At 34.1% G+C, this 13,584-nt stretch carries 13 protein-coding genes and 1 other annotated feature; all 13 genes read right to left on the bottom strand.

Going from position 1 to position 13,584, the window contains the following annotated elements; translation table 11 throughout:
• Nucleotides 1-19: 19 nt before the first annotated feature.
• The 13 genes from LN736_RS04565 to LN736_RS04505 all read right to left on the bottom strand — a co-directional run bounded on the left by LN736_RS04565 (nucleotide 20) and on the right by LN736_RS04505 (nucleotide 13,346).
• Nucleotides 20-2,674, bottom strand: coding sequence for a penicillin-binding transpeptidase domain-containing protein (locus LN736_RS04565; protein WP_229981103.1), 2,655 nt, complete (start codon nucleotides 2,672-2,674; stop codon nucleotides 20-22).
• Between the two features lie 51 nt (nucleotides 2,675-2,725).
• On the bottom strand, nucleotides 2,726-3,217 hold the full coding sequence (gene mreD / locus LN736_RS04560; RefSeq protein WP_150358739.1) for a rod shape-determining protein MreD: 492 nt from the start codon (nucleotides 3,215-3,217) through the stop codon (nucleotides 2,726-2,728).
• 11 nt (nucleotides 3,218-3,228) lie between these two features.
• Nucleotides 3,229-4,092: a rod shape-determining protein MreC gene (mreC, locus tag LN736_RS04555; RefSeq protein ID WP_150358738.1), complete on the bottom strand. Its 864-nt coding sequence runs from the start codon at nucleotides 4,090-4,092 to the stop codon at nucleotides 3,229-3,231.
• A 9-nt stretch (nucleotides 4,093-4,101) separates the two neighbouring features.
• Nucleotides 4,102-5,112, bottom strand: a complete 1,011-nt coding sequence (locus LN736_RS04550) for a rod shape-determining protein (RefSeq protein WP_150358737.1) — start codon at nucleotides 5,110-5,112, stop codon at nucleotides 4,102-4,104.
• A gap of 15 nt (nucleotides 5,113-5,127) precedes the next feature.
• Entirely contained in the window at nucleotides 5,128-5,820 is a 693-nt protein-coding gene (radC, locus tag LN736_RS04545) for a RadC family protein (protein WP_150358736.1), read from the bottom strand.
• 14 nt (nucleotides 5,821-5,834) lie between these two features.
• A complete protein-coding gene (locus tag LN736_RS04540; protein WP_229981028.1) occupies nucleotides 5,835-6,413 on the bottom strand; it encodes a Maf-like protein in 579 nt (192 codons plus the stop codon).
• An 11-nt stretch (nucleotides 6,414-6,424) separates the two neighbouring features.
• Nucleotides 6,425-6,685, bottom strand: coding sequence for a DUF4321 domain-containing protein (locus tag LN736_RS04535; RefSeq protein WP_229981026.1), 261 nt, complete (start codon nucleotides 6,683-6,685; stop codon nucleotides 6,425-6,427).
• Nucleotides 6,686-6,865: 180 nt separating this feature from the next.
• On the bottom strand, nucleotides 6,866-7,576 hold the full coding sequence (locus tag LN736_RS04530) for an SPOR domain-containing protein (RefSeq protein WP_229981020.1): 711 nt from the start codon (nucleotides 7,574-7,576) through the stop codon (nucleotides 6,866-6,868).
• A 63-nt stretch (nucleotides 7,577-7,639) separates the two neighbouring features.
• Entirely contained in the window at nucleotides 7,640-8,143 is a 504-nt protein-coding gene (locus LN736_RS04525) for a GNAT family N-acetyltransferase (protein ID WP_150358773.1), read from the bottom strand.
• A 151-nt stretch (nucleotides 8,144-8,294) separates the two neighbouring features.
• Complete coding sequence (gene thrB, locus LN736_RS04520) at nucleotides 8,295-9,194, bottom strand: homoserine kinase (RefSeq protein WP_229981014.1); 900 nt, start codon at nucleotides 9,192-9,194, stop codon at nucleotides 8,295-8,297.
• A 53-nt stretch (nucleotides 9,195-9,247) separates the two neighbouring features.
• Entirely contained in the window at nucleotides 9,248-10,492 is a 1,245-nt protein-coding gene (locus LN736_RS04515) for a homoserine dehydrogenase (protein ID WP_229981009.1), read from the bottom strand.
• Nucleotides 10,493-10,572: 80 nt separating this feature from the next.
• Nucleotides 10,573-10,873: a binding site (T-box leader), on the bottom strand.
• Nucleotides 10,874-10,918: 45 nt separating this feature from the next.
• Nucleotides 10,919-11,356, bottom strand: coding sequence for an ACT domain-containing protein (locus LN736_RS04510; protein WP_150358770.1), 438 nt, complete (start codon nucleotides 11,354-11,356; stop codon nucleotides 10,919-10,921).
• 145 nt (nucleotides 11,357-11,501) lie between these two features.
• Nucleotides 11,502-13,346, bottom strand: coding sequence for an APC family permease (locus LN736_RS04505; RefSeq protein ID WP_150358769.1), 1,845 nt, complete (start codon nucleotides 13,344-13,346; stop codon nucleotides 11,502-11,504).
• Between the last annotated feature and the right edge of the window lie 238 nt (nucleotides 13,347-13,584).

Here is a 13,584-nt window from a genome sequence, read left to right as displayed (position 1 = left end):
CGCAAATTACTTTTATTGACTATTTTGTTCCAGTAGTAGTGGAGCCGCTTATAGTACCATTTGAAGTAAAATATGCAGAATAGATATCTCTAGCTATAGAGGCTGCTCCCACTCCTCCCTGACCACCGTCAAACAAGACCACACATACGGCTATCTGAGGCTTGTCAATTGGGGCAAATCCAATGTACTCAGCATAGTCGGTTCTTCCCACCTGGTCTTGATTAGCAAAGCTGGCAGTACCTGTTTTACCTGCAGTACTTATGGGAAATCCGCTGAATACGGCTGCTGCCGTACCTTTCTCATTAACAGCACTCATCCCCGCTTTAACAGTCTCCAAATTAGCAGAACTAACTCCAGTTTTTTCTATAATCTCTGGATTAACTTTTTCAATAACTTTCCCGTCTGCATCCAAATACTGATCCACAAGATGCAGTTTATACCTGGTTCCGCCGTTGGCAATAGTAGCAACATAATTTGCCATTTGGAGAGGTGTGAACTGGTTCAGCCCTTGACCTATGGCTGCATTTTCTATGTTGGCAGGAACCTTCAGCTGGGCATTGGCATCCGAAATAGTTATACTGTATATCACATTTATTAAATTGTCCATTTGGCTGCTGCTGATATCTTTTTTATTGTTGGGATCTTCTAGTGCAAGCTGCGAAAACAATTCCTTGTATTTTGACCTGTCAAAAGATTCTTTCCCATTTTTTATGGAATCCTTTATGAGTGTTTTAATACTGTTTTTAGTTGCAGTAGTCTGTTTTGAATCACTGCTGTTGTCATATAAATCTACAGTAACAACCTTGTGGCCGTAGTCATCCTGTCCATTTTTAAGTATGGACATGGTTTTCCAGAGATAGGTATTGGCATAGGTGTTTTTATTTGAAACAGTATTATATACTTGTCCAAACTTTTCCGGTATCTCTATTCCCGTAGTTGGTTTAACACTGCTGTTTGGATCTACACCAAGTCCAAATTTCCATGCATATTTGGCCAGAATATCGTCTCCGAAGGCATTTCTGAGTTTTTCCGCCACCGTCATAAAGTAGGGGTTACTGGATTTCTGTATGGCAGTTATGAGATTTACAACTCCATTGGGACCATCCAATTCAAAAGGTACCTTTTTACTTCCCTGATAGAAATAGCCCTCGTCATCCACGGAAAAATCAGGAGTTATAACACCGGTTTCAAGTCCTGCAATAGCCGTCATAGGCTTGAAAGTGGATCCTGGAGGTATAAGAGACTGTGTGGCATAATTGTAAAATGGCTTTGGGTATATGTCGTAGACGTCTTTTCTTATAGTGGTGTTGTTTTTTATACTTTTGTCTACCGGGAAAAGGGTGTTCAGCACTTCATCCTCACTTTCCCCTGGATAATTACCTGTAATACCCCGTGATTCAATATAATTTTTCCCAAACTGTTTCAAATCAGGGTTGAAGTACTGGCTGTACATTTCCGAAGTCAATCTTCCTGGAACAGCAAAATCATTTGGATTATACCGCGGCACCTGTGCCATTGCCACTATAGCTCCTGTATTCACATTAACTACCACTGCAGTGCCCCTCGTAGCATTTGAAGTGTTGGAACGCCTCATCTGATATGGATTAGCTCTAAGACTTGCCAGGGTATTTTCAAGAGAAGCCTCTGCTGCCTTTTGAACATCCTTATTTACTGTAAGTTGTACCGTCTGACCCGGATAGGGCTCCCTTTTTCCAAGTTCTTCAGTTATCCTTCCATTTTTATTGAGTTTTACTATTCTTCCACCTTTTGAACCTTTCAGTCTATCTTCAAGAGCTCCTTCAATTCCTGCCTGACCTACATAATCACTGCTCACGTCATATCCTTTTTCCGTATACTTTTCATAGTCAGAAGATATCTTCGATATATATCCTATAAAGTTGGATCCCAAATTACCGTTGGGATAAGACCTTATAGGCTGGGTAGTTACATCTATTCCTGGAAGTTCATTTAACATCTGTAAAAACTTAAAAGCGGTTTCCTTTTTTATATTGCTGGCCACTGTCACAGGCTTATATCCGGAAAAGCTCTGCATTTTCAAAGTATCCTTTACAATCATAAACCTTCTCTGCTGCTCAAGTGAATAGGCACTGCTGATGTTGTACTGTTTTACAAGTTTTTTAAAAGTATCTTCCGGAGATATCTTCAGAAGTTCTTTGTTGACTAAAACTTTTAGCTCATCATCAGAAATATTTTTATTCTTGTTTTTAATGCTTTTCTCGATATCTTCATTCAATCCCCTGTCCCTTTTAAATTTAATTTCAAGATTTTTTCTGGTTTCCTCATCGTCACTTCTGAATTCAAATTTAAAGGGATTTATCTTGAGCTCAAAATCATCCTGCTGACTTTCACCGCTGTCATCCAATATTTTAAACACCCTGCTCATAGTAGTGAAAAAAACTTCATCATTGTCATCTGTCTGGTTATACACCAGCATATATCCCTGAGTACTGGTAGCCAAAATCTTGCCTTTACTGTCCAAAATCTTTCCTCTTGGAGCTATATCTGGAATTTCTCTTATGGATTTATTATTAGATTGTTCTTTATACTCCTGTCCCTTTACTACCTGAAGAAAGAAAAGCCTTCCCGCTATAGTAGTAAAGACAACTGACATAATTATAATGAGCGCAGTGTATCTTGTCATACTAGAGTGCATTTTTTCCCTCACAAGGTACCACCTCCACTTTTATAAATTTTTCTCCTTATTTTAAAATTTCCATTTAACCTGCATATAATCTTTTCTACAAAAATTATAAACTGGTTTATATATAAAAACACACAGAATCATATCATAAATAGCAGAGAAAAATACATTTGACATATTTACATATACTTTACTTAAGTAGAGAATACTCCATATTAAAATTCCTTTAAAAAGGATTAGCGAAAAGCAAGAAATAATGGGGATGATTCTCTTTTCTTTAAATATACTATTTCCTATTGCTCCCGCCATAATACACACTATCATATTGGTAAAAGAATTTATTCCAATTCCCTGGGAAAAATATATATCCTGAAGGATTCCTGCAAATATTCCCAACCATAATCCTTCCCATTTTCCATTTACAATAGAATAGCAAATTATAAAAATCAACAATAAACTTGGATAAAATGTTTTTACAGCAAAAAAAGGCATCAATACATTGTCTAAAATAAATAATAAAATTGATAAGAGAACAAGAACTAATATTTTTTTCATTTTATCTCACCCTAGTATTTAATATCTATTTTATTCTTAGGAACCACTATTAACAGCTCCTGAATTTTATCAAAATTCACATAAGGTTTTATCACAGCATTTTTCATTACCTTTCCCTTATCATCTTCTACGCTTATTACGGATCCAATTCTTATTCCCTGAGGATATGAATTGTCAATTCCTGAAGTTAAAATTTCATCGCCTTTTTTAATAGTGGATTCCTGAGGTAAGTAGTAAAGCTTAGCTAAATATTTATCTTCACTGCCCTTATATCCCTTTACAATGCCGCTGTTTACTACTCCATTTGTATCCGCCGTTGCTCTTGCAATAGTACCCCCTACCGCCAAATTTTCGTTAGTCAAACATTGAACTATAGACCAACTCTTTTCTACATGAACAACCTGACCTACAAGACCTTCTGCGGTAACAGCCACCATTTGCTTTTCTATACCATCTGCACTTCCTCTATTTATTACAAGTTCGTCTAGAATTCCATCACTGCTCTTGCCTACTATGTCACAGCCTATATAGTCATATTCTGCCCTTTGTTTTTTGAAATTAAGTTCCTTTCTAAGCTGTGAATTCTCACTTTTCAAGGTATTATATTCTACCAGTTTATTTTTTAATGAGCTGTTTTCCTTACTTAATTCCTCATTTTCACTCTTTACTTCAGAAAAATTTATGAGAAAGCTTATGAAATTTTTCAGCCCACCATTAAACTTATACAAACCTCCCTGAACTGAACTAAAAGTAACACCTATTCCATTTCTTAAAACCGATCCACTGCCGCCCTTGATACTAAAAGGAATTAGAAATAAAAATACAATCGAAAGTATTATTATAGTTACTATCAACTTATTTTTTAAAAATCTCATAACCTATCACTATTTTCTACTGGCTACTATCTTATCAATAGTATCTAGAGCTTTCCCTGCACCAAGCGCAACACAGTCAAGAGGTGACTCAGCTATATGAACAGGCATATGGGTCTCCTGATTTATCAGTAAATCCAGTCCTCTCAGCATAGCTCCTCCTCCCGCCAGCATAATTCCTTTGTCCATTATATCCGATGCAAGTTCTGGAGGTGTCTTTTCAAGTGTAGTCTTTATAGCATCAATTATGGCTATTATAGGTTCTTTTAAGGCTTCCCTGACTTCAGTTTCAGTTATATTTATGACCTTAGGCAATCCTGAAATCAAATCTCTGCCCCTTATCTCCATGGATTTATTCTCATCCATATCAAAAGCCGAACCCAATTCAATTTTTACGTTTTCTGCCGTCCTCTCTCCTATCATCAGGTTATATTCCTTTTTTATATAGCTTATTATAGCTTGATCTAATTCATCTCCTGCAATCCTCAAAGACTTGCTCGTTACAATTCCTCCCAATGATATTATGGCAACTTCTGTAGTTCCTCCTCCTATATCCACAATCATGCTTCCCGTTGGTTCGTTTACAGGCAGGCCAGCTCCAATAGCAGCCGCCATAGGCTCTTCCATAAGGAGCACGTCTCTAGCACCTGCATGTTTTGTGGCTTCTTCTATAGCCCTTTTTTCCACTTCAGTAACTCCTGAGGGAAAACACACAAAAATTCTAGGACCTGCAAATGCAGATTTAGGGCTTACTTTTTCTATAAATTTTCTCAGCATAGCATGTGTAACATCAAAATCGGCAATAACTCCATCTTTAAGAGGTCTTATAGCCACTATATTTCCCGGCGTTCTTCCTATCATATCCTTGGCTTCATTGCCTATTGCCATGACCTTCTTAACGTCACTGTTTATAGCTACTACAGAAGGTTCCCTAAGTACTATTCCCTTTCCTTTAACATATATTAAAGTATTAGCTGTTCCAAGGTCAATTCCCATATCTCTTGACATTCCAAAAAATCCCATTTATATTTTCTCCTTTCAATCACTCAAAATTCCTTTTTCTTTTAAACTCACGTATATTCCCCCGCCTATTATCAAATGGTCAATTAACTTTATACCTAAAAGTTCACCACATTCTTTTAATCTATAAGTTACATTTATATCTTCACTGCTGGGTGATGGATCCCCAGAGGGATGATTATGACAAACTATTATAGAAGCAGCATTCTTTTTTATGGCATAAAAAAACACTTCTCTTGGATGGACTATGGAAGAATTTAAACTTCCAACAAATACATTCTTAATTCCCATAACTACATTCTTGGTGTTTAATATCATGACTTTGAGATATTCCTGCTTCAATTCTTTCATCTCTTCCATAACCAACATTGCTGCATCCTCAGGACTGCATATTTTATAATCACTGCCGCCCCTATAGGATCTAAATCTCTTTGACAGTTCCACCACCGCCATTATCTTAGCAGCTTTCGCTCTTCCAATACCACAAGTATCTGTGAGATCTTCCGTTGTAGAATTGAGAATCCCATTTAGTCCCCCGCTGTTTCTTATAATTCTATTACTCAAGGATATTATATTTTCTTTCTTGGATCCACATCCAAGTATTATAGCTAAAAGCTCTGCATTGGACAGCACTTCTGAGCCATATCTGAATAATCTTTCCCGTGGTCTTTCATTTTCTGGTAAATCCATAATTTTTAACATGTCTTTCATTTAAAAACTCCCTATTATAAATTTACCCCCATCCTACTTAACATATTATACAACTTATTTAAAGGTAATCCTACCACATTATAATAACATCCACAAATTTCCTCTACGAAAATTCCTCCATAACCCTGTATGCCATAGGATCCTGCCTTATCTATGTACTCTCCAGTTTTTAAATATTTTCCTATTTGCCTATCATCTATTTCAGAAAATTTTACAGTAGTACATACAAAATCGTTATAGATTTTATTTGAACTCTTGTCTATAACCGATATCCCTGAATATACTCTGTGTTCATTTCCACTTAAGGATTTTAACATATAAAAAGCCTCTTCGCCGCTGCTGGGTTTCCCCATTATCTTTCCATTAAAAAATACTACTGTATCACACCCTATTATAATTAAATCCCTATCTGTACATTTATCACATACATTTTTCGCCTTGCCCTCAGCTAATTTCATAACATATGAAGCACAGTCTTTATGAAATACAATAGAACTTTCATTAAAATCACTTACTATTACTTGAAAGCTCTTTACTAATCTTTTTAAAAGCTCTTTTCTCCTGCTAGAGGCTGAAGCCAATACAATTTTCAAGTTATCACTTCCTAATACCTTCTATATAATATTATAGCCATAATTATTCCTACTATAGTCATAATATTTATTTTAAAATTTACACCAAAAGTCACTGCCAAAACTTTAAGATTTAATACCAGTGGTTTAGGCATTCCAACCGAATAAGAGTCTTTAAGAAGGCTTAGAAAGTCCAAATTATTTCCAATTGCATCTCCAAGAACACTGCCCAATATAGCTCCCAGAAATATAAAAAGCCATAAAAGTCCTCTTTTTTTCCCTGCTTCTTTCACATAAAATCCCCTACCTTAATGATATATCTTATATAGTTTATCATTTAATAAATACATAAACAAGTAAATATATTATTGTTAAAAAAATTTTTTAAATTTAATATAAAAATGGCAGGTACTGGTATAAATATACCCTTACTAGCCATTGCCGATAATAACCATATTTAGAATATTTTAAACTTAATTAGAGCCTATTTTATTCAACTTGTTAAATAAATAAACATAATTCTCATCATTATTATCCTTTGTTATTTCCTTAGGAAGTTTATTTATATATTCCTTCAATTCTTTTAAGATCGATTTATTCCTATAATTTCCTGCTTCTCCTTTTTCAATAGAAGAGCACCATCTTTTTAATTCTACAGTCTGTATTGATTTTACATCTTCTGAGGAAAGTTTATTCAGTATCTTCAAGTTTGCATCTATTATCTGAATTATCTCAGTATCACATATATCATCCTGTTTTATCGTAAACACCTTTGGGGAAGTTTCAATATTTTGTTCTCTAAGAGATTTCATAATTTTATCCGCATCATCTTCTGAAAAAATTCCTAAAAATACTCTTGTTTTACCCGATTCCGTGATACAAAATGGTATTCCATGTTTAGAAAGCACTTCTTTTTCTTTCTCCACATTATTTCTATCCTTGTAAATACCGCCCTGAACAGCTACAAATTTTACATCTTCATTTTTTAAAACTGAATTACTTTCATATTCACTTTCTGTCTTATTTTGGGATGTATTGGTATAACCCAGGTTAACCGGGTTCTTTACTATAATCTGGAATATAAAAGTTCCCAATATAAATGCTGACAAAAGTATTATAAATATAAAAATCACAAAAGTTTTAGTACTATTATCCTTTTTTAAATCGTATCGTGTGTACTTCATTTTTTTCACCCCTACTTTATGCTATTTATATATATTATTAGGGTGTAAAAAAAAATATTACCTTTAGCCATTAACTTTTCCCATAATTATCATATCCATATATCTATCATTTACATTGTAAAAATTTTTTACCATTCTAATTGTTTTAAATCCCATTTGCTTCCAAAAATTCAAATTTTCAATTTCGTTTTTAATTACTCTCGTAAAAAAAACAGTCGCATTGTATTCTTTTGAAAAATAATTCATAAGTTCAATTATTATAAAGTCCCTCAAATCATCGTATATTTTATCCAGATAGAAAAACCATATCCAGAGTTCATTTTCAACTTTGAACTCAATCCTTCCCTTCAATATACCTACTAATTTGTTATTTTTTTTTATCTTCAAAAAAAATTCACATTCACTTATATAGCTTTCCAAAAATCTTTCTGTGAGTTTATCTAGATCTGTCTCCTCTCTGGCAAAAGCATTTTTCATCTCCATCCATTTTTTTATCTCGATTAAATCCCGATGATGCACATTAGAAATTTCTATATCATCTCTAAGCATCATTTCAACATCAAGCATAGCTTCACCTCTTTTGTATATTAAATTATCAATTTTAGAATTCTATACAAGCAATCAAAACTCCTTTATTTCATATTCTTATCTTCTATAGCACTAATCAATAAGCAATATACAAAAATACAAATGTTCCATTTGATCCGCACGTTAACCATCAACTGGCAATCTTAGCTCCCTCTAAATCCGGTTCAAGTAGCATTATATTCCAATTATCTTCTAACTTATCTAAAAAATTCTTCATTGACTTCATAAACTCATCTACATTTTCATCCAGCACAGCCATAAGTGTAGATCCTGAACCACTTATAAATTCACCTATAGATCCCAGTTCTTTTGATCTTTTAAATATGGCCTCGGAATGTTTTATTAAATTTTTTCTATAAGGCTGATGCACCCTATCCCCAAAGCATATCCTCAATTTATCAAATTCACTGTTATAAAGAGCACTTATAAGCATAGCAGATCTCGATATATTGAATATGCAATCTTCTTTTAAATAAGTAGCTGGCAGCACTTCTCTTGAGAGAGCTGTACTAACTTGAAAAGATGGTATCATAGCAACAAATTTCAATTTACTTGGAATTGTCACCTTAGAATACTTTATCTTCTCCCCTACCCTAAGAGATATAACCATTCCCCCCAGAGTAGCCGGCACTACATTATCCGGATGACCCTCTATTTCTGTGGCCAGATCAATTATATTCTCCAAACTCATCTTGTTTCCCATAATTGCATTAGCAGCCGATATTCCACCAACTATACAGGCAGAACTGCTTCCCAGGCCTCTACAAATAGGTATATCACATTTAATTACGTTTATTTTAAGCCCCTCGTAGGGATATTTTTGTCTATTCATAGTTTCCGCTATACTTTTATATATGAGATTATCTTTAAAATCCTTCTCTAATTTCAAATCATTGTTGTATATTTCTGTGGGTCTGTCTATTTCCTCGACTTCAATTTCATTATATAACTTTAAAGCCATACCTAAAGTATCAAATCCAGGTCCCATGTTAGCAGTAGTTGCAGGTATTCTAACTCTTACCTTAGCCATTTCTTATATCACTCCTATCCATAAAAATTTATTATTTTGAGAAATACAATCTACTATTTATCTAGAACCAAAATTTTTTTTACTGATTTAACGCATTTTTTATCTCCTATTTTTTCAATATAATTATTCACAGCATTTTCATTATCTGAGATTACAAAAGCTGCCACCTCATTTTTATTTCCTGAAAAATCATTAGATAAAATATAGCATTTTTTGAAATTTACAGGTAAGCTCTCTATAACATTCATCCTGTTATCTGTCTTTATTCGCATAAACCATTTACCCTTCAACCCCCAGCTTCCATTTATCTTTGCTTTTTCTTTACCGAATACAATAGATTTTTCGTTCTTGTGTTCAATTATATCTGCTATGTCTCCAAAAACTGCACTGGCCGTTGGAAACATTCCAGCACCCTTTCCTGAAAACATCACATCTCCTACAGCATCACCTTCTACTAAAATTGCATTGTACTCATCCTCTATTTTTCCAAGTACCGAATCCTCTTTCACCATGACAGGCATAACAGATGCATATACATGATCATTGAAAACCTTACTGATACCCAGAAGCTTTATATTACATTTTTTTAACTTTGCATACCTAAAATCATCGCTGTCAATTTCTGTAATTCCTTCAATATTTATATCTTTCCAACTCACCCTTATATTATAGGCAATAGTGGACAAAATAGAGAGCTTTCTTGCAGCATCATAACCTTTTACATCTGATTCAGGATTTGCCTCTGCAAAGCCCAGTTTCTGTGCAAGTTCTAGTGCATTTTCATAGCTCATCCCATTATGGTTCATTTTGGATAGTATAAAATTCGTAGTACCATTTAATATGGATTTTATACTTTTTATTTGGTTTCCTACAAGGCACTCATTTATCGACTTCAGTATGGGTATTCCCCCTCCTACACTTGCTTCAAAGTGAATTGTAACTCCATTTTCCCTGGCCAGCCTCAGAAGTTCATATCCATATTCTGCAATTAAATCCTTGTTGGCTGTAACAACATGTTTTTTCATATTTAAGGCCCTTTTCACATATTCGTAGGATGGATCAAGTCCACCCATGGCTTCTACTACAATATCTACTTTTTCTTTAAAAATATCCTCTATATTTTCCGTTAAGAGTTCCCTGTTCTTATTATTTGCATGTCTTTCAAGATTTCTGACCAAAATTTTTGACAATACAAGTTCTTCGTTTAATTCAGTTTTAAATTTATCCTTATTTCTCAATATCAATTCAGCTACACCGCTGCCTACTACTCCATATCCCAGCATTGCTATATTTATCATTTAACAGCCTCCCTTTTATTTTAATAATCTAAATTGCTAAAGTATCAAATTATAGCTAAAAAAATAAAAACCCATCCCCTTTATGGGACGAGTTTTATCGTGTTTCCACCCAAATTAGCAGCAATGTCAAAAGAATGCAGAACATACATTCCCCTCTATATATGTTACATACATCAATAATAACTGTAAATACATGATACAATTAAATTACTGCCATCTCTAAAATCCTTAACGCAGACCTGCGGAAATATCTACTGTTTAAGCTTCAATATACAACTCAAAGGTGGTTTTCAACAACTCTCGCTTGAGGAATATTTCAGCCTATGAATTCCCCTCTCTAAAAACAGTTGATTGTTTACTCTTCCTTGTCATAGCTTTTTTATTTGAAATTAAATACTATATGTATAATTAAACACAATTATATTTCTATTCTACTGCGGCTAAATTAACTTTTATAACGTTCTTTAAATTCCTTATATCTTCCAACAATTCGTTGACCTCTACTTCTAATTTAGAAGCATCAAAAGTTATAGATACAGTAGCAGCATTATTGATAGGTATGTCCTGATTTATAGTGAGTATGTTACCTTTTTTTTGAGCTATTATATCAAGTATCTTAGACAAAGTACCTGCTTTATGGGCTAAAATCAATCCAATAGTTATCTTGTGACCAATTATGCCTTCAGATAATGTAAAAACTGCATCCTTATATTTATAATAAGTGCTCCTGCTTATACCAACTTTCTTTACTCCTTCTGATATATCTTTTACCTCTTTAGTTCTCAAGAGTTCCTTCACTTTTACCACCTTAGTAAATACATCAGGAAGTATTCTAGTATCAATTATGAGAAACTTAGCATTCATAAAATCCCGTCCTTGTTCGCAAATAAAATACACATGTACTTCACTTGAATATGTAAATTATAATATCACAATTTACATAAATAATCAACAATTTTCATAAAAAAATTTTGTAAAATATAAAAATGGCATTTTGCCATTTTTATATTTAATCCTCAAATATTATATACGGAACTGTAACTACAGCTATATTTCTTCTTCTAAGAAGCATGGTTCTGATAAACAATGCAGTTTGATTGTGAAGTATATTCCCCCACCATTTTGTAACCACAAGCTGGGCCAGAACCACTGTCACAGTATCTTTAGGTCCCGCTGCATATTCTTCCGACTCTATAAATTTGACCAAAGGCCCCAATATACTTCTATAAGGGGATCTTTTCACCACTATGGGTATATCTACATTATACTCGTGCCATTTTTTTAAAAGCTTTTTTGTAGCCTCATCATCTACTGACACGTGAAAAATTATTATATTGTCTGATATTGTTCTGGCGTAATTTAAGGCTTTTAAAAAAGACTTATTCAAAGTATCTATAGGTACTATTACATATCGCTTTTGTTTAGATATATCCACTTTTTCCTTGGGTCTCTCATTTAACGTAAGTTTCAACTGTCTGGCCACTTCAGAATAATGTCTCCTAACAGCTATCATAAGATAAACCAATGCAGGTATAAGTATGAATACAATCCATGCTCCATTTAAAAATCTAGTTATCCCCAGTATAACAGCTGTGGCAAAGGTAACAAGCGTACCTATACCATTTATGGCAGCCCTGCGGATCCAGCCTTTACTTTTGAGCCTTATCCATCTTTTAAACATTCCCGCCTGGGACAATGTAAAGGATATAAAAACTCCCACTGCATACAGTGGCATCAAATAGTGAGTATCTCCTTGAAACATAACAACCAGCATGGCTGAAACCAATCCAAGGGTTATGATTCCATTTGAATATCCAAGTCTTTTTCCCCTCTTGGCAAACTGCCTTGGAGCAAATCCATCCTTAGCTATAAAAGCCAGCAAGAGCGGAAGTCCTGCAAAGGCAGTATTGCTGGCCATTATGAGTATAATGGCAGTAGTCACTTGGACCAAATAAAACATAATATTGCCGCCAAATACCTGATGGGCGATTTGGGCAACTACAGTTACATCTGAATTAGGTACTGCATGGTAGAGAGTGGCAAGATAAGACACTCCTCCAAATATTACAAGCACCACCAATGCCAAAAGTTCTAAAACTCTCTTGGCATTTTTCTGTGAAGGTTCCTTAAAGCTGGGGATACCATTGCTCACTGCTTCTATTCCAGTAAGTGCCGTGCATCCTGAAGAAAAAGCCCTTAAAAACAAAAACACAGTTATATTAGAAACTGCTGTCGGTATTTTATACATGGGCTCAGGTACGTATCCCAACACCTTCACTTTAAATATTCCAAAAAATATCATAGACAATATCACAATCATAAATAAATAAGTGGGGGTACCGAATGCCTTTGCAGATTCCCTTATCCCCCTTAAATTACCTATGGTTATAATAAATATAAATAATAGGGTTATAGTAACCCTATAAGGTAATAGTACAGGCACTGCAGAGATTATAGCTGCTGTACCTGCAGATGTACTTACTGCTACGGTCAAAACATAGCCAATAGTTAAAGATGCTCCTGCTACAAGTCCAGGGATTGTTCCAAGATTGTCTTTTGCAACAATATAAGACCCCCCTCCTTGAGGATAAGCATCTATAGTTTGTCTATATGAAAGTGTGACCAAAATCATTAAAAACACAATGCAAAGTGCTGAATAAAACATGTATTTATATGACATTATACCTAAAACAGGTATTAGTACCCAGAGTATCTCTTCACCTGCATATGCCACTGAGGATATCGCATCGCTGGACAGTACTGGTAGTCCCCAAAATACATTGAATTTCTCGGATTTCAATTCATTGGTTTTTAAGCTTTTACCAATTAATAATCTTCCCAATTTAGATACCATTTTTTGCACCTCTAAAAGTAAATTTTACTTTAACTTTAGTATGGAATGATTATATATTATTATTCACTTTTATGACAGCTTTCTTTTTAAGATTTTAAGACTATTTTAAATAGAATTGGACAATCTACCTGTAAATATTTTATATTCTATATATTTTTTTAATTTATACTTCATCTTATTTAAATATTCATATATTTAAACAATTTAAAATACTTCGTGGACAATTAGAGTAAAAAAT

The organism is Clostridium aromativorans, assembly GCF_020908015.1.
GTDB classification, from domain to species: domain Bacteria; phylum Bacillota; class Clostridia; order Clostridiales; family Clostridiaceae; genus Clostridium_B; species Clostridium_B aromativorans.
The sequence above is the reverse complement of the archived record's forward strand: the minus strand, read 5'-3'. Positions and strand labels throughout refer to the sequence as shown.